This is a genomic window from Cryptocyanus atlanticus LEGE 06306 (assembly GCF_056633155.1).
On the sequence record NZ_JBSJOZ010000004.1, the window covers coordinates 102,152 to 121,933 of the forward strand.

The 19,782-nt window shown below is 68.0% G+C and carries 16 protein-coding genes and 1 tRNA gene; 7 read left to right on the forward strand and 10 right to left on the reverse strand.

Translation table 11 applies throughout. From position 1 onward, the window contains the following. Positions 1 to 19: 19 nt before the first annotated feature. Entirely contained in the window at positions 20 to 514 is a 495-nt protein-coding gene (locus ACWJI7_RS06170; protein WP_479936241.1) for a metal-binding protein, read from the reverse strand. Between the two features lie 54 nt (positions 515 to 568). Between ACWJI7_RS06170 and ACWJI7_RS06175 the strand changes: the two genes are divergently transcribed. After that, positions 569 to 640 (forward strand) — tRNA-Val (locus ACWJI7_RS06175). A 262-nt stretch (positions 641 to 902) separates the two neighbouring features. On the opposite strand, the gene ACWJI7_RS06180 is transcribed toward ACWJI7_RS06175, so the two are convergent. Then, a complete protein-coding gene (locus ACWJI7_RS06180; protein WP_479936457.1) occupies positions 903 to 1,130 on the reverse strand; it encodes a DUF2442 domain-containing protein in 228 nt (75 codons plus the stop codon). A 1,544-nt stretch (positions 1,131 to 2,674) separates the two neighbouring features. Next, the gene (locus ACWJI7_RS06185; RefSeq protein ID WP_479936242.1) at positions 2,675 to 2,866 is read right to left on the reverse strand and encodes a hypothetical protein; all 192 of its coding nucleotides are present in this window, start codon (positions 2,864 to 2,866) and stop codon (positions 2,675 to 2,677) included. 224 nt (positions 2,867 to 3,090) lie between these two features. On the opposite strand from ACWJI7_RS06185, the gene ACWJI7_RS06190 reads away from it, so the two are divergent. Further along, a complete protein-coding gene (locus tag ACWJI7_RS06190; protein ID WP_479936244.1) occupies positions 3,091 to 3,378 on the forward strand; it encodes a hypothetical protein in 288 nt (95 codons plus the stop codon). A gap of 465 nt (positions 3,379 to 3,843) precedes the next feature. Here the strand turns inward: ACWJI7_RS06190 and ACWJI7_RS06195 are convergent, their stop codons facing one another. The 6 genes from ACWJI7_RS06195 to ACWJI7_RS06220 all read right to left on the reverse strand — a co-directional run bounded on the left by ACWJI7_RS06195 (position 3,844) and on the right by ACWJI7_RS06220 (position 11,953). Continuing rightward, positions 3,844 to 4,449 (reverse strand): nitroreductase family protein, encoded by a 606-nt coding sequence (locus ACWJI7_RS06195; protein ID WP_479936246.1) that lies wholly within the window; start codon positions 4,447 to 4,449, stop codon positions 3,844 to 3,846. Positions 4,450 to 4,513: 64 nt separating this feature from the next. Next, entirely contained in the window at positions 4,514 to 5,602 is a 1,089-nt protein-coding gene (locus ACWJI7_RS06200; RefSeq protein WP_479936248.1) for an AI-2E family transporter, read from the reverse strand. A gap of 129 nt (positions 5,603 to 5,731) precedes the next feature. After that, on the reverse strand, positions 5,732 to 6,256 hold the full coding sequence (locus ACWJI7_RS06205; RefSeq protein ID WP_479936250.1) for a DM13 domain-containing protein: 525 nt from the start codon (positions 6,254 to 6,256) through the stop codon (positions 5,732 to 5,734). A 136-nt stretch (positions 6,257 to 6,392) separates the two neighbouring features. Then, positions 6,393 to 7,397 carry a transporter substrate-binding domain-containing protein gene (locus ACWJI7_RS06210; RefSeq protein WP_479936459.1) on the reverse strand — a complete coding sequence of 335 codons (1,005 nt, stop codon included), beginning with the start codon at positions 7,395 to 7,397 and terminating at the stop codon, positions 6,393 to 6,395. Then, positions 7,367 to 8,449: a circadian clock KaiB family protein gene (locus tag ACWJI7_RS06215; protein ID WP_479936252.1), complete on the reverse strand. Its 1,083-nt coding sequence runs from the start codon at positions 8,447 to 8,449 to the stop codon at positions 7,367 to 7,369. The genes ACWJI7_RS06210 and ACWJI7_RS06215 overlap by 31 nt, the downstream gene beginning before the upstream one ends. A 297-nt stretch (positions 8,450 to 8,746) precedes the next feature. Then, positions 8,747 to 11,953 carry a CheR family methyltransferase gene (locus ACWJI7_RS06220; protein WP_479936253.1) on the reverse strand — a complete coding sequence of 1,069 codons (3,207 nt, stop codon included), beginning with the start codon at positions 11,951 to 11,953 and terminating at the stop codon, positions 8,747 to 8,749. Between the two features lie 95 nt (positions 11,954 to 12,048). On the opposite strand from ACWJI7_RS06220, the gene ACWJI7_RS06225 reads away from it, so the two are divergent. The 5 genes from ACWJI7_RS06225 to ACWJI7_RS06245 all read left to right on the forward strand — a co-directional run bounded on the left by ACWJI7_RS06225 (position 12,049) and on the right by ACWJI7_RS06245 (position 17,584). After that, a complete protein-coding gene (locus ACWJI7_RS06225) occupies positions 12,049 to 13,080 on the forward strand; it encodes a helix-turn-helix transcriptional regulator (RefSeq protein WP_479936255.1) in 1,032 nt (343 codons plus the stop codon). Positions 13,081 to 13,171: 91 nt separating this feature from the next. Then, entirely contained in the window at positions 13,172 to 14,524 is a 1,353-nt protein-coding gene (locus tag ACWJI7_RS06230) for a YegS/Rv2252/BmrU family lipid kinase (RefSeq protein WP_479936257.1), read from the forward strand. Continuing rightward, on the forward strand, positions 14,521 to 16,116 hold the full coding sequence (locus ACWJI7_RS06235) for a metallophosphoesterase family protein (protein WP_479936258.1): 1,596 nt from the start codon (positions 14,521 to 14,523) through the stop codon (positions 16,114 to 16,116). The genes ACWJI7_RS06230 and ACWJI7_RS06235 overlap by 4 nt, the downstream gene beginning before the upstream one ends. Next, on the forward strand, positions 16,113 to 16,667 hold the full coding sequence (gene moaB / locus ACWJI7_RS06240) for a molybdenum cofactor biosynthesis protein B (RefSeq protein ID WP_479936260.1): 555 nt from the start codon (positions 16,113 to 16,115) through the stop codon (positions 16,665 to 16,667). The genes ACWJI7_RS06235 and moaB overlap by 4 nt, the downstream gene beginning before the upstream one ends. 95 nt (positions 16,668 to 16,762) lie before the next feature. Continuing rightward, positions 16,763 to 17,584: a sterol desaturase family protein gene (locus ACWJI7_RS06245; RefSeq protein WP_479936261.1), complete on the forward strand. Its 822-nt coding sequence runs from the start codon at positions 16,763 to 16,765 to the stop codon at positions 17,582 to 17,584. On the opposite strand, the gene ACWJI7_RS06250 is transcribed toward ACWJI7_RS06245, so the two are convergent. Beyond that, positions 17,536 to 19,551, reverse strand: coding sequence for an endonuclease (locus ACWJI7_RS06250; protein WP_479936262.1), 2,016 nt, complete (start codon positions 19,549 to 19,551; stop codon positions 17,536 to 17,538). The two genes, ACWJI7_RS06245 and ACWJI7_RS06250, sit on opposite strands and share 49 nt — an antisense overlap. Between the last annotated feature and the right edge of the window lie 231 nt (positions 19,552 to 19,782).

Here is a 19,782-nt window from a genome sequence, read left to right on the forward strand (position 1 = left end):
AGCCGGCCGGCAGCAGAACTCACCTTCTCATCCGCCGGCGTCCGGGCCAGGGCGGGTCGGGGTCGCCATCAAGCAGCAGATGGAGCCAGCTGCTGGCCTCCACCCCGACGATGGCGGCGAGCAGCAGCGGCCGCTGTCCTTGCCAGAGCGCGGTGGCGGCCGCCAGCAGCGCGGCGGGCCCCGGTGTCCCCAGCGGCCGGAGCAGCAGGCTGCCGCCTAGCGCCAGGGCGGCCAGGTAGAGGAGCCGGCCGCCGCTGCCCAGCAGGGGACTGTGGGAAAGCAGTGAGCGGTGGGAGAGCAGGCGGCGGTAGGGCCACCAGAGCACGGCCAGCGGGCCCCAGCGGCGGCTGGGGTTGGAGCGGATGTCCAGGTCGGGGGAGAGCCAGAGGCCGCCAACCAGAAAGGCGCCGGCGGCGCTGCCGGCGCCGGCCGGGCCCAGCCACGGCCACCAGAGCAGCCCGAAGGGCAGAGCGAGGAGCCAGGTGGCGCGATCGTGGCGGCGGCCGCTGGCCATGGGCGGTGGGGGTCCAGGCGACCTGGGCCGAGTGTGGCGGCAGAGTGGGGAAACGCGCGATTAGCTCAGCGGTAGAGCGCCTGCCTTACAAGCAGGATGTCCACAGTTCGATCCTGTGATCGCGCATTGGCAAAACCCACTGCAGCACAGCAATTCTTGGTGGCCTTCTGCTCTGCCCGCCGCTGTCCCCTCCGGACGTTCCCGCACTCCCGCCCGGGGAGGACCTGGGCTCGATCGTCAGCCGCGACCAGAGCCGCGGCCGGAGCCTGCGTGAGTCGAGGGCAAGGTGAAGCCCACACGCCGCTCCGCGATGGCCATCGTAGCCGTGTCGTGCTGGACCTTCCCTGGGCCAGATTCAGACCATCCGCTGCAGGATGGACCAGACCGGTCAGGCGCTCTGGGACGCCGAGCCGTTCGCAGCCGATGCCTCCCCCACTGTCAGATCCTCATCAATAGCTGGCCAGTGGATTCCAAAGCCAACTCCAGCCATCTGCCAATTGTCGCGCTCTCGGGCGGTGGCATGCAGCAGGAGCGGGGACCAAGTCAGAGGCACTGAGATGGAGCGTCCATCCGCGAGGTCGACAATCAGCCTGTCCCCTGCGCAGGCAACCTCGATAACCGCTCCCCAAGGTTAGCCATGAAACCAACTCCCTCCCATGCCTTCAATAGGCTACCGCTGTTGAAGTGGACAAGCCGGTCAATCTCTTGAAGCTGCCTGGCTTTAAATCCAAGACTCGAAGAAAGCGCAAATAGTATTAGCCAAACCTTTCAAGAGTGCTGTCTTCGATCTACATGTATGTGGGTGACTCAATGAGTTCATGGTTGTAGAAGTAGAACCTGTACAGGCCGCGTCTGAGGAATGCCGGCATCCGTTTTCTTCACCATCCGCTCAAGGATGGCCGGCTCGCTCCTCCTGTATGAATAACGCCTTTTGGCGGGTCCATTATCCACACAAAGCGTGCTTGCCCTAACCGCTTGTCACCCTAACGACTTGCCAGGATAATTCTAGATAGCCCTGCTGGAGATGAAACACAAAAAGCATGCAAAACGGACCTGAATCCAAGGTGAATCCGTTAAGGAAACTCTGGCAGAGTCGAATAGGCTGGTTAGGATCCGGCCCGTTGGTTTCTCTGGACCACCAATTCCCTCAACGAGATCTCGAACCCGATGGCGATGAGCCTTCCGCTCAAACGGGCGCGGGCCCGAGGAATCCATATGGACCTTGAAGTGACCTGGCAGCCGTCTTTCTGGGGCCTGCCAGCTGGCTCTGCTCCGAGCCCAGTAGTTCTACGCCGATTCAAACTTCTGCCAGAAGCAGCCAGCCTGATCCACTGCTCGAGCCAGGAAGCCAACCACTTCTTTGGTATCACCGACGCAACGGTGATCCATGAACAACTGCCTAACCGGCCTTCGGTTGTTGTTGCCGATCCCAGGGGCGCGATGGAATGCTGTCTGGGTGGTCAGCACCCCAGCCTCAGGAGGTCCTTGCTTTGCCAAACCATCACAGCTGGAAGATCTGCTGGGGTTCGCCTCCGTCTGCGCCGTGAGCCGTCAACCTCTCTCCCCCAACCGACGGCTCTGATCCGAATCCAGACGCCCCGAAGGTCCCGCCGCCTGGTCGGCGGACCTGACCGGCAAGCTCAGTTGGCAGACCGGGCCAATCCGGATGGCGCCATCCGCTGCCCAGGAGGTTGGGTGCAGTGGCCGCTGTTCTCGACAGGCCCATCGACCTCCGCCTCCGCGGAGCATCTCCTTGGATCAGGGCTCCAACTCCCGACCCATGGGTACGCGCCGCACCAGAGCCGAGTTCTTTCCGCCTGGTCCAGATTCTGTTGTTGAGCCTGTCCCCAGCCACCCGCAGCTCCCTGATCACCACGACAGACCAGCCCCTCCACTGCCTCCAGAGTCTGCTCCCAGAAGGCCTGGTGGGACCTTTCAGCCCCGTCTGCCGGTTCACCCTGGCGAGCCTCTGCGGATCCGACGAGCCGCCGGCTCCGCCCGATCCATCCCCGCAGGGCCGCTGGGGGCGAACAGGTGCACCAGATGAGGCAACCTCCTCCTCGATCCCCCGTTTCTGCCGAAGGATCCCAGCGGTTGGATCAACGCCTCGAAGCGCAGGGTGTGCACGGTTCGATCCTGGGATCACGCCGCCGCCATGGCTCAGTTGCAGTCGCTCGTCTTGGTGTAGGTGACGGACTGATAGCGCCCGTCGGTGGTCCGAACGGCTACGCAGTTGTTGGTGCGGGGCTGCTCCCAGTAGGTGAAGGAGCTGTCACCCAGCTTGGTGCCGCCCCGATCGGTGTAACCCTTGGACGTGAGCGTGGCCTCGGCCGAGCGTCCCCGCACACCCACCAGCGACTGGGATCGGCAACGGGGGCTCCAGCCGTGGTGGCCTCGAAGGTGGTGACCGGCTTGCCGCTGATCAGGCTGCCGATCAGGGCGCCCACGGCCGCCCCCACGAGCGAACCGGGATCAACCTGCTGATCCGTACTATCGAAACGGGCGTCGGGATTCTCGACACGATCGAGCCGCACCGAGAGCTTGCGGGGTTCGCCATCGTTCCAGCTGAAGACATCATGGTTCGGCTGCGCGCTGTGCTGGACACTGCGGATTCCGGCGTAGGTCTGAACACGCAAAGCCTGGGGATTGGGCCCTGTAAAATTGAAATCAGTGCCGTCATCCAGCTTGACGACAAAGGCATCCACACCGCCGGACTGTTTGTGCTTGAAGCTGCAGTATCCATTGAAAGCTTCGTAGCCACCGCTCATCAGCTTGCAGCGGCCCTGAGCGCGCACCAGAACTTCGGCACGAGCGCTTTCGGAGAAGGGAACCATCAGGCTGGCGATGACAAAACCTGCGCCTGAAAGAACAAAAGCGGACCTGCGAAGAGCCTGACGCATGATGGAGGCATTTTCAGTCGATTCTCGATGCTATCCGGCCAGGGCAGTCCTGTACTGATTTCGACATTCAGGGCGGGCTCAAGGCTGTCCGGGGGACTGCCGCGGATGGATCCACCCCACCATCCGGGCCTGGACCACCTCTGCAGCAGCTCGGAGGCTGGTGACCACGGCCATCATTCTCAACTCCAGAGGGGCCTCAAGCCCATCCGCCGGTGCGGCCGTGGGCAGCCCAGACACCGCCAATCCATGGCGCAGGAGCGATGGAACACGCTCAGCAGCAGAATCCCGGCACCGAACCTGACCCCCATCTCCAGCCGCTGCCCGGCCAGCCCGCCACCCATCGACAAGAGGAACGAGCTGGATCAGCGGGGCGTTCGATGCAGCCCGACGTCCCCGCTCCCCGCTCCCGGGGCCAAACGCCAGAACCACTCAGAATCCGTTCTCCACCACCAGTTGCTCCAGCGGCACCTGACCCGGTTTGGGCCAGGGATCCTGAGTTCCTTTCCCGATGGCCACCATCGGACCCATCACGTGATCCTCCGGCAGACGAATCAGCTCTGCCACCTTCTCAATCTCGAAGCCGATCATCGGGCAGCTCTGATAGCCCAGATCGGTGGCAGCCAGCATCAGGGTCTGCATCGCCAGCCCGATCGAGCGCTGGGCTTCATCCCGTTGCAACCACTCCCTGCCCTCGTGGAACGGGCCCATCCAGCCCACCAGCAACTCGGCCACCGGCTTCGGGGCCTCGGCCCAGTAGCGCTGGGGCTCCTTGCACCAGGCCTTGAGATCAGCGGTGAACAGCACCAGCAGCGAAGCGTCGGTGATCTGGGCCTGATCGTTGCCGTACTGGCTGCGGAGGGTCGACCGCAGCTGGGGATCGCGCAGGATCACGAAGCGCCAGTGCTGAATGTTGAAGCTGGTGGGGGCCTGGATCGTGGCTTCCAGCAGCAGGCGTTCCTCCTCGGTCGTGAGGCGATGGGAGGGGTCGAAATGCTTCACCGCCCGGCGCGCGTAGATGGCTTCGATGGCATCCATGACAGTCCAGTCCCGGGGCATTGATGGGCAGCGCAACCCTAGGGGCGTCGGGCGGGGGAGCCCCTCAGGCGGAGGGGCCCTCGGAGCCGGTGGTGGCACCGCTCAAGGCGACGGCGGAAGCGGCTGGGCTGGGGACCAGAAGCAGGGCCTTGATGGTGGCCGCGATCGGGACGGCCGTGATCAGGCCGTAGAAATCCGCCAGGGTGGCGCCCACCATCACCGAAAAGAGAATGACGATCGGATTGAGGCCGGTGAGCTTGCCCAGCAGCCGGGGAGGCAGGATATTTTCAATCACCTGATCCACCAGGATCAGCACGGCAAACACTCTCAGACCCAGCCAGAAGCTCTTGAACAGGAACAGGGCACTGATCAGCAGTATGCCCAGGATCGCACCGAAGGGAATGAATCCCATCAGGCCGATGGCCACACCCGAGAGGATTGGAAACGGGGCCTGCAGCAGTAGCAGTGTGGGCGTCAGCGCACAGATCAGCACCACCGCCAGCACCAGCTGATTGAAGATGTAGCTGTTGAAATTGCGGCGGAGCACGCTGAGTACTGCGGGGCCCCGGCCCCCCGGCAACCAGGAAACCAGACAGTTCCGGACCAGCTCACCGCCATAGATCAGGAAGAACACGGTGAGCACGAACAGGAAGAAGATACTGAAGAAACTGCCCAGGGACCCGGAGATGAAGCCCGGAATGCCGAGCAGCACACTCTCGAGCTGCTCCTTCACATTGGCCGCCACCGCCTCGATGATCGCGGCGGCATCAATGGGCAAGCCCGCCTCGTTGGCCCTGCCGCTCACCTGCACCAACCGGCTGACGCTGGAATCAATCCACTCCGGCAGCACCTGGGCGAACCCGATGAAGCGAATCGCCAGCACGGGAAGGGCGGTGGCGCTGGCGAGCACCACGCCGCCGCTGAACAGCAGGAACACCGCTCCGATCGCCCAGGCCCTCTGGAAGCCCAGCCGTTGTTGCAACTGGCGCACTGGCAGGTTGAGAATCAGGGCGATCACCCCCGCCAGGATGAAGGTGGAGAACACGCCTTCAAAGGCGCGATAGAGCGAGCTGAACACCCAGAGATTCAGGACCACCACCGGAAAGGCGAGGCCCAGCACCAGCGAGCGGGGAAGGGGAGCAGACAGGTTCATGGGCGGGAGCAACAGCTGGACCGGGCGCAGAGGCCACCGGATCGATGGGACTGCCTCCGGCCAACCCTGACACGGATGAACTCGCTCTCGAGATCGGGGGCCAAGGCCGGACGCCGCCACCGCTCAGGATCAGGGCTTCAGCGCAGCCGCTCCAAAGGTGGCATTGAAGCGACGACACCAGATCGCAACGGATGGATAGTCGTCGAGATCAATCTGATCTGGAATCCGATAACTCTGGGCTCCACGGTAATCCTTCAGGGGGGCCAGAATCACATAGTCATCCTCGTCGATCGGAAAAGCGGGGGGCAGGCTTGAGCCGATCACATCGTTTGATCGATGAACAATCACAACCAGATCAGGGCCGGATGTGGAGGTTGAGAAGGTTGAATCCAACTCGAGAATTCGCTGCTGATTGCGCTTGACAACTCGTGCCTCCCCCTGGGTGGGATGCTCACCATCCACAAACCGGCCCGAACGCAGGATGGAATCCTGCAGCGGGGCTGGGGCGTTGGCCGGAGCCGGCGGCTGCAGGTCCCCGCCCGGTGCTGGGGATGCCAGCGGCTTCCCTGGATCACAGCCTCCCAGGCCCAGGCAGGCCGCGCCGAAGGCGGCCAGCCAGCCGGCGAAACGGTGATTGATTCTGGTGACGCCCATGGGCCCGGTGGGGGGTGGTGTCCGCTCCGAAAGCGTATCAAGATCTCCCGCGCCTTCCGCCAGCCACAGCACGCCCTGGCGCCTCAGGATCCGTCGGATCCGAGCCGGGGCTGGATCAGGACTCCTGCTCGGGCGTTCACTGGCCAGGCAACGCTTCGATCCAGCGATCGGCGATGTCGCTGGTGCGGCCCTGGCTCTGCATGCGCACCAGGGCGATGTCGAGCGGACGCTCAAGCGCACTGCCGCTGGGAATCGCGATCCCATAGGGTTCCGTCGCCAGGGTGAAGGGGGCCAGCTTCAGCCGGGTATCGGGGTGCTGGAGCTGGTGATACTTGAGGGCGGGCCGATCGAAGATCACCCCCTGCACCTGGGCGGACTCCAGCAGGTCAATGGCCTCCGCCAGGGAGCCCGCCCTGGTCAGCCGAGCACCGTAGTGGGTGCCCCATTTCACGCTCGTGGTGCCCCGCACCACCGCGATCGAAGCCCCACGCAGGTCGGCCGGCTCGGTCAGACGCGTGCCGCCCAGCCGGGCCAGGGAGATCGTGAAGGCCGAAGCCAGACCGGCCGTGATCGACGAGACGGCGATCAGGGACACGACCATCCACAGGCCTGTGATCCAGCGGCCGACCCCCGTCACAGGGGCCCGGTCGCCATAGCCCACGGTGGTCAGGGTGACGAGGGCGAACCACATGCCATTGCCCACGCCACGGATGTAATGACGCGGAAAATGATCGGGATTATCCCGATGCTCCGCCAGCCAGATCAGATTTCCCACCGTGAACAGGCAGATCAGCAGCACACCGGCCGAGGAGAGGGCCGCCCAGCCGAAGAACGGGCGGAGCCGCCTCCAGAGGCCCGGGGTTGATTCGGACACCAGCAACCCCACGTGGCTGATGAAGTACGGCTGGGTGAATTCGATTCCATCGATCATCAGCCGATCCGGAGTGATGCTGATCGGACCGATGGCCACATCCAGCGTCCCCCTGGCCACGCTCTCGAGGCTGGCCCCCGTGGACGGTTGGGGCACCAGTTCGTAGGGCACTCCCTCAGCGGAGGCGAAGTCCCGCCAGACATCCACACTGATCCCCTCGGTGGAGGCCCCCTGCCGGATCACGAAGGGGGCGGAGCCGGCGACGCCCACCCGCAGCGTCCGCGCCTGGGCGGCGACGGAAAACCCCCACCAGGCCGCGCCCAGCCCGGCCAGCCCCAGGGCCAGGCGGACGATGCGGCGGGCGGAGGGGGAGGGACGGGGCATCGGAGCTGGAGCAGACGGGCGTTTGCGCCCCAGGGGCGCCACCCGAACAGGTTGACCGATCGGCAGCTCTGCCTGAACCCGGGCTGGCAGGCGGTCGATCGAAGGACGGGACCGATCGAGCGACGGACCGAAACGGCTGAGGCCACTTCCAATCCGGATGGAGGCTGGCTGCCGGAAGCCCTGGCCGTCACCAGCGCTCGAGCCGGGGGCCCTCGGCGGCCCGGGGCACCAGGGGGCCGTCGCTCTGGAGGCCGCTCAGATCCGTGACGATCAGGCTCAAGCGGGCGGTTCCTTCGCTGCGGAGCCCCCGGACGGCCCCCAGAACCCGCACCGCGCGGGCGTCGGGCCGGAGCAGGTGGAAGGCGGCCCAGCAGGGACTCCCGGGGCCGCCCGAGCAGATCCGCCAGCCGTTGGTTCGTGTAGAGCAACAGGCCGGAGCCGCTGAGAGTGGCGGCCCCTTCGGCCATCTGCTCCACGAACAGGCGGTAGGGATCGTTGGCGCTGGTCTGGGTGTACAGCCTGCCGGTGCCGGCCGCCTCGCCGCCACCCAGCAGCAGGGCATCGGGAGCGCCAGCGGTGATGACCGCCAGCAGGGCCTTGAGTTGCTCGATCTCCGCCTCGAGGCCAGCGATGGTCCCGCTGAGCCCATCGCGGTCGCTGGACTCCGCCGTGACCGACACCGGCGATGGTGGGCGACCCGCCAGCAGGCCGGGGATGGCCACCACTCCGGCCTGGATCGCGGCCCGGGGATCCGACTGGACGTCGGTGATCCGCAGCGTCACCCGTTCGTGAAGCGCCCGATCGCAGAGACTGCGGATTCCGACCATCGCCGCGGCCGAGCGGTCGGCCATGCCGCACACGAACAGGGTCCAGACCCAGCGGAGATCATCCAGGGGCTGGGCCGGATCACCGTCAGCCTGGGGGACAGGGGAGGTCACGGGGGAGTGCAGGCCAGGTCCATGCAGGGGTGATCGACGCGGAGCCATCGGAAGCGATGACGGGAACCCGGAGGGTGGTTCGGAAGCCGGCGGGGGAGGGACGGCAGCCGGGGCGGAAGGATGGGGCAGGTCACTCCTGCAGGCGGCGAAACAGTCGTGCAGGGCTTCCGGCCCTGCGGGTGATCTGCAGAGGATGAACGCGATCAGGGCAGCGGATTCTCGCTGGCCAGACCCTTAATCAAGGGCCTGACTTCCCGCCATGGCGAGCAGCCATCTTCTTGAATTTGTATGAAGATTCTATGGAAGTTCCGGTGAATTCGCTCCACCGGGCCGGCGCCTTGCGCCGGGGCGACAAATCAGCACCTCTCGACTACATGGCCTCACGATCGATCCCTCAGGATGAGCGCGAAGACCGTCTGGCCGGCGCCCCCCCAGCGGGCGGAGTTCCGCCTCCACCGGGCGGACCGATCCATCCCGGCTGCGGAACTCCAGGTGGCGGCCGCTCACCGGTGCCGCTGCGATCAGGCCCTCCATCGCCTCCGGTGGACAGAACGTCGCGGCGGGCACCCCCACCAGCGATCCCGGCTCGACTCCGACCATCCGGGCGAAGGCCTCGTTGGCCATCGTGACCTGCCGCTGCGCGTTGCAGACGGCCACGCCGACGCCGGCGGCCTGGAACACCGCTTCGAACACGGCCGAACGTTCGGGGGAGCCCCCCTCCAGGGCCTCTACCCCGCTCAGGGCGGCCAGGGTTCCCACCACGAAACGGCCTGGACCGTCCTTCACGACCCGGGCCGATTCGGCCACCCAGATCCTGCGGCCATCCTGGGTGGTGAGGCGATAGCGCACCGACCAGCTGCCGCGGCCGAGGTCGCGGGCCTCCTGCACCCGGAGGCGGTCCTCCGGGTCGATGGCCCCATCGAGCAGCCCGGGCCGGTCGCAGACCTCGGCCGATGTCCATCCCGTCAGGGCGTGGATCCGCTTGCTCACGTAGAGGAGATGATTCTGGCTGGGATCGAACTTCCAGACCGCCTCATCGAGGGCGTCGGTCAGGCTGGAGAATTCACTGAGCGCCGATTCGGCGGCCTGCCGGAGCCCCACCAGCTCGGACACATCGGTGAGCGTGATGATGGCGCCGCGCCGGCGGCCGTCCCGCTCCAGGTAGGGCAGCACCTGGACCAGGTAGGACACGTCCTCGCTGCTGGCCTCGCTGCTGGCCTCGATGCTGTGGCGAGGCCTGCCATCAACAACGGCCTGCAGTGCCTCGCGCAGCCCGGGTAACGACACCGTGGTGGGAATCCCCAGCAGCGGCAGGCCGATGTCACTCGGGACCAGGCCGAACACCCGCACAGCCAGCGGGGAGAAGCGGGTGACGCACAACCGCTGATCGACGATCACCATGCCCTGGCTGAGGGAGGTCTGGATGTTCTCCAGCTCCACGTTGAGCTGCTCGAGCTGCTCGCTGCGCGCCCGCAGTTGCTGGTACAGGGTGCCCAGCTCTTCATTGGTCGCCTGCAGCTCTTCGTTGGAGGCCTCCAGCTCCTCGTTGGCCTGCTCCAGTTCGGCCAGGGAGCGCCGCAGGGTCTCCTGACTGCCCAGCAGCTCACGCTCCAGCCGTTCGATCTCCTCGTCGAAGGCGGCATCCCGCACCGCCAGCGGAGCTCCGGCCGCCCCGCTTTCGGTGTCATCCGGCGGTGTCACGAAGGTCAGCAGGGTCAGACTCCGCTCCCCCACACGCAGGGGCCGGGCCTCCAGGCGGAGGGCGCCGTCGAGGTCATCCAGGCGCAGGGTCTGGCTGCTGACCGCCACTCCATCGGCCCGCACCATCAGGAACAGGGCCCGCGCCTCGGGCTGGAGTTCGGGCCGCAGAAAGCCGTTGGCGGCGGCAGTCAACCAACCCTCGGGCACCCGGCAGTAGGGCGAGACATCGCCGATCACCTCCACCAGATCGTGATGCTCGTCGAGCACCAGGCAAGGCCGGCAGAGGGTCCGGGTCAGGGCTTCGAGCAACGCCATGTGCTGCTCGGGCACGGTCTCGCGCAGCACCGAGAACTGGCCCGTCGGCGCCATGGGGAGGGGCACGCGCTGGGACGACGGCCCCAGGGGTTGCCGCGGCCGCCGCGCCCCCTCCTGGGTGCGGGCATAGAGGCGGTGCTCGGCGTTGGCGACCTCGAAGCCGGCGTCCCGGCTGCCCAGGTACTCGGAGCTGCCCAGCAGCAACAGACCGCCGGGGACCAGGCCGAATCGGAATCGATCCAGCACACGATCCTGCATCGGAGCGGTGAAATAGATGAGGGTGTTGCGGCAGGAGATCAGATCGAGGCTGGGGAACGGGGGGTCGTCGCCGACGTCATGACGGGCGAAGACGGCACAGCTGCGCAGGACCTCACGGATTTCCATCTCGCCCTCCCGCTCGAACACGAAGCGCTGCCGGAATTCATCGGGGATGGCCTTGGCCGCCGAGATCGGATAGACGGCCCGGCGGGCGATCGCCAGGCTCTGCTCATCGAGATCGGTGCCGAAGATCTTCACCAGCGTGGGAAGGTCGGCCGGATTCCCGAGCAGCCCGCTGATGACCATGGCCAGGCTGTAGACCTCCTCGCCCGTGGCGCAACCGGGCACCCACACCCGCAGCCGCTCCTGGGAGTCCCGCTGATCCAGGCCGGCGGCCAGGGCCTCGCCCAGGGCCTCGAAGGCGGCAGGGTCCCGGAAGAAGCTGGTCACGGTGACCAGCAGGTTCTGCAGCAGCGCCTTCGCTTCCTCGGCCTCGGCGGCCAGCAGGGGCAGATAGTCCGCCAGGCAGCTCACCTGGCGGATCGCCATGCGGCGCTGCACCTGGCGGCGCAGGGTCGTCTCCTTGTACTGGGAGAAGTCGATGCCGGTGGCCTGCTTCAACGGTCCGGTCACGGCGCTGAGCTGGAGCGGCTCGGTGTCCAGCCGTGGGCCCTCGATCCAGTGCGCCCCGGCGGCACAGAGCTCGGCCAGGCGCGCGCCGATGGCCTTCGCCTCCAGCACGAGGTCGGCGCCATCGAGATGGATGGCGGCGCGGGGCATGGCATCGAACTTGGCCTCCTCCGGGGCCTGGGCGATCGTCAGCCCGCCGGCGGCCCGCACCCCGCGGGCGCCATCGGCCCCTGTGCCGGAGAGCACCACCGCCACCCCCCGGTCCCCCCACTGGTCGGCGATCGATTCGAACAGCAGGTCGATGCAGGGACTGGGACCGAAGCGGGGGGTGGGCTCGCGGAGCCGCAACCGGTCCCCCTCGACGACCAGGTCATGATTGGGGGGCGCGATGGCAATCACGCCGGCGTTGAGCTGGGCCCCATCGGTGGCGGTGATCACCCGCAGGTCGGTGGCGTGGGCCACCAGCTCGACGATCCGGCTGCGATGCTCGGGGGCCAGATGCTGGGCCACCACGTAGGTGATCCGGCCGTTGGGCACCAGGGAGCCGCTCAGCTCCTGGATCGCCTCAAGCCCCCCTGCCGAGGCCCCGATGCCCACCACATGATCGAGTTCGCCTCGCTCCAATGCGAACCTCGTCTGCCTGGAGGATCCTCAAACTAGACAGGCCCCCCGAGGTCCCCCATGCACACCAGGCCATGAGCGCCCCACCGGTCTCCCTGGAGAATCCTTTCCAGCGGCGACTGGTGCTGCTGGAGAGCCTGGAGTCCAGCGCGGAGCTGATCGGATCGGTGCTGCCCCTGCGGGAGCTGGTCAGCGCCGGTCCGTCACTGCCCTGGTGGCACTACGGGGTCAGCACCTGGCTGGGCAGCCTCCTTGTGGATGCCGCCGTGCTCCCGCCGGCGCGGCTGGTGACGGCCGATCGGCGGGGCCTCACCGTCTTCCTCGGCTATGGGGGCGACCAGCGGATCCGGCAGGATTCCAGCCAGTGGTCCTGCGGGGACGAGGGTTGCCTGCTGCTCTCCGGAGAAGCCTTCTCCTGGGAGAGCACCCAGGTCAGCCTGGTGGTGTTTCAGCTGGATCCCGAGCGTCTGCTCGAAACGGCCCAGGCGATGGCAGGCCTGGCCGATCAGCCCGAGGCATGGCAGGAGGCGATCACCCATCCCCGCAGCTGGGATCCGAGCTCCGATCCGATCGAGATCGCGCTGCAGAACCTGCTGCGCCAGGAGATCGGTCTGGCCGAGCGGTTGATCAGCAGCCAGGGCCTGGTGGATCGCCTGCAGGCGGATGATCGGATCTATCGCCTGATGGCGGCCCTGCAACTGCCGGAGGTCCGCGTCGGGAGTCCTCTGGATCGGCTGACCCAGAGGGATCGGCAGGGACGGGACGCCTTCGATGCGCTGATCGACTTCATCCGGCTCAACCTGTCGGAGCCCCTCAATCTCACCAGGCTGGAGGAGCACAGCCATTACTCCCGCCGGGCGCTGCAATATGCCTTCCAGGAACGACTGGGCTGCACGGTGACCCAGTGGATCCGCAGCCAGCGTCTCGATCGGGCCCGCCAGCTGCTGCAGAACCCCTCCCCGGGCGACACGGTCGCCAGCATCGCCAGCCGGTGCGGCTATCGCTCCTTCAGCCTGTTCAGCGTCGACTTCCAGCAGCGCTTCCATGTGAAACCTTCCCAGCTGCTGCGGGAGGCACGCTCGTCGTTGCCGCCGGACACCTGGTGAGGGCGGCTCGGCCCAGGGTCGCGGCGGGATCGAGCAGCCCGGAACACCTGGCCGGGTTGCGCGACAGCGTTGGTGGCGCCCGTCCGCGACCATGGAGCCTGCCACGCCCCCCGCCGAGCCGCCGCGCATGTCCCCAGCCCTGGCTCTGCTGGCAACGGAGGCCCGCACCGAGGCGCTGCTCGACTGGCTCGGGACCCACGCCCCCTCCCTGGCCGGGATGCCGTTGCTGAGCTGCGCCGATCTGGCGAACCGGCTGCGCAACGATGGCCGCACCCGTGCTCTGGCGATCGGGGAGCTGAACGCCCTGGCTGATGGCGGCGACATCCAGCTGGCCGGGCGCATCCTCACCGGGGGCATCGCGGCGGTGATCTGTTTCGTCGACCCCACGGCGCCGTTCGCCCCCGCTCCCGACCTGGGCCTGCTGCTGCGCGCCTGCACCCTGCGCGACGTTCCGCTGGCGCTGAATGAGGCCACCGCCGGGCTGGCCCTGCGCGGGCTGGCCCACAGCCGCCTCGCCTTTGTCGTGTTCAACCCGGTGGCCGGCCAGGGGGATCCCAACGCCGACCTGGCCCTGATCCGCTCCCTGCTGGAACCGCAGCTGCTGCTGTCGGTGGTGATGACCCGGCCCGATCAGGATCCGGCCGAGCAGACCCGCGCCCTGGTGGCGATCATCCAGGCCCGGCCCGCCACCGATCCCGGTGACGCCCTGATCGTGGCCTGCGGCGGCGACGGCACCATCTCCGCCGTGGCTGGGGCGGTGATCGACACCGGCATCCCCCTGGGAGTACTCCCCCGCGGCACCGCCAACGCCTTCGCCGCCGCGCTCGGGATTCCCGCCGATCTGCCCGGGGCCTGCGACACGATCCTGGCCGGCCACACCCGCCGGCTCGATGCCGCCGACTGCAACGATCGGCCGATGATCCTGCTGGCCGGGCTCGGCTTCGAGGCGGAGATGGTGGATCGTGCCTCCCGCGACCTCAAGACCATGCTCGGTCCGCTGGCCTACGTGCTGGCCGGGGCCCAGCAGATGGTGGCCCAGGAACCCTTCCTGGCGCGCCTCGAGGTCGACGGTCGCCCCATCGACCTGCAGGCCGTCGCGATCACCGTGGCCAATGTGGCGCCGGCCAGCTCCGTGCTGGCCCAGGGCTTCGGCCGGGTCATCCCCGACGACGGCCTGCTGGAGATCACCATCGCCATGCCGGAGTCGCGGCTGCAGGGGTTCAACACACTGGCCTCCCTGCTGGCCTCGGCGGTGGTGCGCAGCCCCGCCAACCGCGACGACCTGCTCTGTCTGCGGGCCAGCCGGATCACGATCAGCACCGACCCGGTGCAGAAGCTGGTGATCGACGGCGAGATCCTCGAGGCCGGCGCCGTCAGCTTCCGGGCGCTGCCGGAGGCGCTCACCGTGCTCGCCCCGCTGCCCCCCGCCGAGGCCCGGCGATGAACCTGGCCTCCGAGGCGCCGATCGCCACCAAGATCCGCCGCATGGACGAACGGGGCCGCCGGGGCCACCCCGAGCTGGCCCGCCGCGGCATCGATCCCTGCCGGCTGGCGCTGGAGGGCGATCCGCAACGGCCTGACCCCTTCTCCTTCCTGGTGCTGGGGGACAGCGGCAGCGGGCGCCACCGCTCCGACGACAGCCCGCAGCGGCAGGTGGCCGAGGGATTGTTTGCCCAGGGCGGCCCGGAGCGGGGGGTCCGCTTCGTGCTGCATACCGGCGATGTGGTGTACCTGGTGGGCTCCAGCGAGCAGTACCGGCAGAACTTCATCACGCCGTACCGGGAGTGGCTGGTGGGCGGCGACGATCCCCGCCGCATCGCCTACGACCGCATGACGTTCCGGCTCCCGTTCCTGCCCGTCCCCGGCAACCACGACTACTACGACCTGCCCGTGCCCCTGGGCCTGATCTCCCTGGCCACCGCCCCGTTGCGGCGGCTGCTGGGCCGGGTGGTCGATCTGGATGTCGGCTGCCATGGCTCCTTCGTGGGGGAGGCCTACGCCCGGGCCTTTCTCGATGGACTGGGCGCCCTGCCGGAGCGGGAGCTCGGCCCCCATCTGGATCGCCACTACGACGGGCTCCGCGATGGCGTGCGCTGTCTGAACTACCGCCCCGGCCGCTTCACCCGCCTGCCCAATCGCTACTACCGCTTGCGCTGGGCCGGCGTCGATGTGTTCGCTCTCGACTCCAACACCTTCAACCAGCCCTTGACTCCGGCGGCCCCCGAGCCGCGCCGCCGCGAGCGGCTGCGGCTGATGCGCACCCGCCTGGAGGCCGCGCGGGCAAGCCGGCTGCGACGCCTGGACGACACGCTGCTGGATCCCGTCGCCGCCGAGGAGGAGCGCGACGACCTCGGCGGATCGATCGAGCGGATCGAGGAGGAGATCCGCGATGTGGACAAGCAGCTGGCCGGCGGCGGCGAAGCCGGCGCCGTGGATCAGGAGCAGCTGAACTGGCTGGAGGATGGCCTGGTGGCGTCCTGGAGCGATCCGGCGGCGCGGGGCCGCGTGCTGGTGCTTCACCATCCCCCCTACGTGACCGAGGCGAGCAAGTGGGACCAGGGCCAGACGCTCGCCGTGCGCCATCAGCTGCGCCGGGTGCTGGATCAGGTGGCTCGCCGGGTGGGGGCTCGGGCCGGCGGCCGCCCCCTGGTGAGCCTCGGCCTGGGTGGCCACGCCCACTGCCTCGAGGTCCTGCGCACCGGCGACACCGGCCACGGCGACGCCCGCATCCCCTGGGTGATCTGCGGCGGCGGCGGCTACAGCCTGCGGCGCCAGCGCCCGGAGGGTGCCGAGCTGCTGGAGGGCCCCCCCGGCCGGGAGCGCCCCGTCGCCCGCTCCGAGCTGTTCGTGGGCCGCTCGGGCCAGGGGAGCACCCGGCGGCGCCCCTACTCCGCCCTGCGGGTGGATGTGGCGGGCAGCACGCCGCTGCGGTTCCGCCTCACCCCCCTGCTGGCGGAGAAGGTGGACGGCCACTGGCGGCACCACAGCCTGGCGCCGATCATGCTGCCGTGTGCCGCCGCCGCCAGCCCCCCGTGAGCCTCGCCATCGCCCTGCTGACGGTGTCCGATCGGCGCAGCACCGATCCCGGCTGCGGCGATCCCTCCGGCGATGCCCTGCAGCAGCGCCTGGAGGGGGCGGGCCATCGGCTGCAGGAGCGCCGCTGCGTTCCCGACAACCGCTACGCGATCCGAGCCGTGATGAGTGGCTGGATCGCCGATCCGGCGGTGCAGGTGGCGATCAGCACCGGTGGCACCGGTCTGACCGGACGGGACGGCAGCCCCGAGGCGGTGGCCCCCCTGCTCGACAAGACGATCGAGGGGTTCGGGGAGCTGTTCCGCGTGCTCTCGTTCGAGACGATCGGCACCAGCACCCTGCAGAGCCGCTGCCTCGCGGGGGTGGCCAACGGCACGGTGATCTTCGTGCTGCCTGGTTCGCTCGATGCCGTGTCCACCGCCTGGGACCGGCTGATCCGTGCCCAGCTCGACGCCGGCACCCTGCCCTGCAATCTGGTGCAGTTGCTGCCGCGCCTGTCAGAGTGCCCCGATCGTCCGGCCCCGCCATCCTCCGCGTCGGAGTCTCCCGGGTGAGGGCGGATACGGGTTCCCGCAGGGCCGCGCTGGCTGGCGAGAAGCGTCACACCTAGGCTGGCGATGGAAGCAGGAAAAGGGAATAGATCATCGTCATGACCAGACTCCAGATCGATCCCGTGGAGATCACGTCATTCTTCGGATCGCACTCCTTTATCTCCTACGGAATCCTTTTTTTCACCATCATCCTGGCCCGCTATTTTCTGGTGGCCGGTGGATCCTGGTGGCTGCTCTATGCCCACTCCGTCCAGGCCGGTGAAGGAATTCGCCACGACATCCGCCTCTCCGTGCTCTCCGCCGGAGTGTTCGCCCTGGCCACGGCCAGCCTGATGACCCTGCAGGGCCTCGGCCTCACCCGCCTCTACAGCCAGCCCCAGCAATACGGCTGGTGGTATCTGCCCCTGAGCTACCTCACGGTGCTGCTGCTCCAGGACGGATTCTTCTACGCCACCCACCGCCTCTTCCATCACCGCGCCCTCTACGCCTGGTTCCACCGGGGTCACCACCGCTCCCGCCAGCCCACCCCCTGGACCTCCTTCGCCTTCGATCCGCTCGAGGCCCTGGTGCAGGCGCTGTTTCTGATCGCCGTGGTGATGCTGCTGCCGCTGCACCTGGTCACGCTGCTGGCGGTGCTCACCACCATGACGGTGTGGGCGATCGTGAACCATCTGGGGCTCGACCACCTGCCGTTGCGCTTTCCCCATCACTGGCTCGGCCGCTGGGTGATCGGTCCGGCCCACCACTCGATCCATCACGCCCGGCAGCGGGTGCACTTCGGGCTCTACTTCACCCTCTGGGACCGGGTCTTCGGCACCGAAGACGCCGGGTATGCGGCCGAGATCCGCGGGGCACACCGCTGCTCCTCCCCTCAACCCATCCCCCGTTGGAACGCGATCCGATCGGCCCAATCCGGCTGATCGATCAGGGGGTTGCGGTTCCCCTGGAGCGCGAAGATGGCCGCATTGCGGTGCTTCTCGTAGAGCTCGGCGGGATGGTCGCGGTGCCAGGCCAGCAGGGTGGGCAGGCGGGCGGCGGGCATCTCGCCGGCCTGATCTCCCACCAGGCCGGGGTAACGCAGCAGGATGTACAACACCGCCCGGGCCACCGGGCCTTTGCCCCGCAGCGGCTCGAACCGATCGTCGACACGCTTGCCGCACGGATCCAGCACGGCCTCGTTGAAATCGGGGAACTCGTCGTACGGGATGTTGCTGCGAAAGCTGTTGCACCGCCGCTCGCAGGTGAACAGATGGTGCAGGTCGCCACGCATCGGCTCCCGGCGGTTGAACCAGGACTGGGGGACCACATGCTCACAGTTGTAGGGCAGGGCGGCCTCCAGCCCCTCCCGCTGTTCGGTGATCTGCCGGGCCGTCAGGGGGTGGAGGCCCGCCGTTTCACGCCCCAGGAAGGCCTCCAGCTGATGGCTCCGCTCCTGGTCGATGCGGAAGTCCTCGCGGATCAGCGCCGCCGGATCGAACTCCTGACCGGAATAGATGCTGCGCAGACGCAGATCCGGGTGGAGATCCACCCACGGGTAGAGATGCTCCGCCGGCCTGTAGGAGACGGTTCGCGTGTGGCTCGAGCGCAGCAGGGCACTGAGGGACTCGAAGCGATCGCCGCTGGAACCATCCGCCGCGATCCCGGCGTAGTAGGTCTCGGCCGCCTCCTGATCGGCCCTGGCGTCGAAGTAGGGGCGCCGGGCGGCTTCGGCCAGGTCGATCAGCGCCTGTCGCAGGGCGGCAGGCTCGACGGGGCCCGGCATCTCCCCCAGGGTCAGGCTGAGGGTGAGCGGGATCGTCCAGCGGCTTCCCCCCGGCGGGACCACCAGCTCCGGCGGCAGCGGCCGGGAAACCGGCGGAGGGACCACCGAGGGGAGCGGGGTCCCGTCCGGGTCCGGCGCCGGCGCTCGCGCCTCCAGCAGCTCGTGGACCAGGGGTTGCAGCCGGGGGTCGGCTTCGGCCTGGGAGCGGATATGGGCCACCAGGCGGCTGGCGCGGATGCCCTCGTTGCCGACCCAGGCGATGCGGTGTTCCCCCATCCACGGCTCCCAGGGACGGGCGTCGATCGAGAGGATCTGGCCGCCGGCGGTTCGTTTCGGCACGCCGGAATGGTGCAGGGCCACCACTTCCCACTGATCGTTGAACACCGGCGAACCGGAGGATCCGGGCGCCGTGTCGGTGAGGTAGTGGAGAAAGAGGTCCAGTTCATCGATGACCCGGTTCTCGCGGATCGCCAGCTGCTTGGGCTCGCCGTTGGGGTGCTGCACGATGTTCACCCACTCCCCCACCAGCACCTTGCCCTGCTCCTCGATCAGCGGCAGCCAGCCGAAGGCGGCCAGGCCGGCGTCGGGCCGGACGGCCACGAGGGCGTAATCCAGCCCCTGATCAGCCAGGAAGAAGCGGCCGGGCTCGAGAGCGAAGGTCTGGGATGGCCGCAGCGTTCCGTCGATCCGCAGCTGATAGTTGAACTCCGCCTGGCTGCCGGCGGCCACCTCCGGGGTGGGCAGCACGTGCTGGTTGGTGAGCAGCAACCGGGGCGAGACCAGAAAGCCGGTGCCGTACCCCCGCACGGTGCCATCCGCCGCGGCGATCCGGATCCGGGCCACGGCCATGGACTTGCGCAGCCCGTCCTCCAGGAAGCGGATGCTCATCAGGTCGTTGAAGCCCATCACGCGCTCCAGGCCCCGCTGCAGGGTCGGCGCGGTCCGGCCCGGTCCACCGCCGCCGCCGAGCCGGGCGATCCGGCAGGCCACCAGCTCCTCCGGGTTGGCCTCGGCCACGCGGCCGCTGCCGACCAGCTGCTGGTGGTCGGCGCGGACCTGCCGGCGATCGCGAAAGCGTGCTTCGGTGGCCTCGAGCAGCTGCATGAAGGAGGAATCGATAATCATGGCGACCGATGCAACACGTACGAACCGTTCAGGAGTTGGTCCCCTCCGACATCAATCGTCATGACGATTCCAGGCATACCGTGGACCCCGGGGCGGCCGAGCGGGCTGGTGGCGGCTTCGCTTGCCGGGCCGCTTAGGTGCGGGAGCCATCGGTGATGAACCTGGCGGCGAAGGTGAGGGTGCTGCTGGAGATCAAGGCCCGCGTCGATCATGGCAACTTGACTGGATTTC

Bases quoted from the DNA above. Each gene is read 5' to 3' on its own strand.
- ACWJI7_RS06200 (WP_479936248.1), bottom strand. From the start codon at position 5,602: ATGAACCTGTCTGCTCCCCTTCCCCGCTCGCTGGTGCTGGGCCTCGCC.
- ACWJI7_RS06190 (WP_479936244.1), top strand. From the start codon at position 3,091: ATGGTTCGGCTGCGCGCTGTGCTGGACACTGCGGATTCCGGCGTAGGT.
- ACWJI7_RS06230 (WP_479936257.1), top strand. From the start codon at position 13,172: ATGGAGCCTGCCACGCCCCCCGCCGAGCCGCCGCGCATGTCCCCAGCC.
- ACWJI7_RS06245 (WP_479936261.1), top strand. From the start codon at position 16,763: ATGACCAGACTCCAGATCGATCCCGTGGAGATCACGTCATTCTTCGGA.
- ACWJI7_RS06170 (WP_479936241.1), bottom strand. From the start codon at position 514: ATGGCCAGCGGCCGCCGCCACGATCGCGCCACCTGGCTCCTCGCTCTG.
- ACWJI7_RS06225 (WP_479936255.1), top strand. From the start codon at position 12,049: ATGAGCGCCCCACCGGTCTCCCTGGAGAATCCTTTCCAGCGGCGACTG.
- ACWJI7_RS06195 (WP_479936246.1), bottom strand. From the start codon at position 4,449: ATGGATGCCATCGAAGCCATCTACGCGCGCCGGGCGGTGAAGCATTTC.
- ACWJI7_RS06250 (WP_479936262.1), bottom strand. From the start codon at position 19,551: ATGATTATCGATTCCTCCTTCATGCAGCTGCTCGAGGCCACCGAAGCA.
- ACWJI7_RS06235 (WP_479936258.1), top strand. From the start codon at position 14,521: ATGAACCTGGCCTCCGAGGCGCCGATCGCCACCAAGATCCGCCGCATG.
- ACWJI7_RS06205 (WP_479936250.1), bottom strand. From the start codon at position 6,256: ATGGGCGTCACCAGAATCAATCACCGTTTCGCCGGCTGGCTGGCCGCC.